Source organism: Micromonospora maritima, from assembly GCF_902825405.1.
Classification (GTDB): Bacteria; Actinomycetota; Actinomycetes; order Mycobacteriales; family Micromonosporaceae; genus Micromonospora; species Micromonospora maritima.
This window is the reverse complement of the sequence record NZ_CADEAU010000881.1, coordinates 1-1,194: the sequence shown is the minus strand read 5'-3', so window position 1 is coordinate 1,194 and position 1,194 is coordinate 1. Positions and strand designations below refer to the sequence as shown.

General features: G+C 75.0%; 1 protein-coding gene. It reads right to left on the bottom strand.

What is annotated here, in order from left to right:
- Positions 1–77: 77 nt before the first annotated feature.
- The gene (locus HUW36_RS33230; protein WP_174531628.1) at positions 78–935 is read right to left on the bottom strand and encodes a lysophospholipid acyltransferase family protein; all 858 of its coding nucleotides are present in this window, start codon (positions 933–935) and stop codon (positions 78–80) included.
- Positions 936–1,194: the final 259 nt, after the last annotated feature.

The following is a 1,194-nucleotide window of genomic DNA, read 5'->3' as shown; positions in this document are numbered from 1 at the left end:
CGCCGGCGCGGTCAGCGCCGGGCTGGCGCTGCACCGCCGCCGCCAGCGCGCCTGACAGGGGCGGGCGCCGGCCCCGGTCAGGGGCCGAACGGGTCGGGGCGACGTTCGAGCAGTTTGTGCAGCGTCTGCTGGATGGTCTCCCGCACCTGGTCGGCGAGGTTGAACACGACGAGCGGGTCGTCCGCCGAGTCGCGCAGGTGCGCGGTCGGGATCGGCGGGCAGAACTCGATCAGCCACTTGCTCGGCAGCGGCACCATGCCCAGCGGCCCCAGCCAGGGGAACGTCGGCGTCACCGGGAAGTAGGGCAGCTTGAGCAGCCGGGCGAGGGGCTTGATGTCGGCGAGCATCGGGTAGATCTCCTCGCCGCCGACGATCGCCACCGGCACGATCGGCGTGCCGGTACGCAGCGCGGCGGACACGAAGCCGCCCCGGCCGAACCGCTGGAGCTTGTAGCGGTCGGCGTAGAGCTTGCCGACCCCCTTGAAGCCTTCCGGAAACACGCCGACCAGCTCGCCGTTGCCGAGCAGCCGCTCCGCGTCCGGGTTGCAGGCCACCGTGCCGCCGGTCTTGCGGGCGAGCTCGGAGACCACGGGCATCCGGAACACCAGGTCGGCGCCGAGCAGCCGCAGGTAGCGGTGCTGCGGGTGCCGGTCGTGCAGCGCGGCGGAGAGCACCAGCGCGTCCAGCGCCACGGTGCCGGAGTGGTTGCCGACCACCAGGCCCGCGCCGTCGGCCGGCACGTGCTCGACGCCGCCGACCTCGGTGCGGAACCAGTCGCGGTAGAGCAGCCGGACCAGCGGGTGGAAGACCGCGTCGGTGAGGTCGGGGTCGAAGCCGAACTCGTCCACCTCGTAGTCACCGGAGAGCCGGCGGCGCAGGAACGCGAGCCCCTGGGCGACCCTGCGGTCCCAGTGGTCCCCCGGCCGGTCGGCCACGGCCGGGCCGGAGGGCGTCGCCGGTCGGGCCGACCCGGTGCCGGCCGGGTCGAAGTCGGTCCCGTCCGCCACCGCCTTCCGGGCGACGGCCTTCTTCGCCACGGCCTTCTTGGCCACGGCCTTCTTCGCCACGGCCTTCTTCGCCGGTGGTGGGGCGGCGGGGACGCCCGGCTCGTCGGTGGGACGGGCGGCCTCCGCGCCGGGTGCGGCGGCGGGCTCGTCGGTGGAGGTGTCCGGCTCGTCGGCCGGCGCGGCGGAC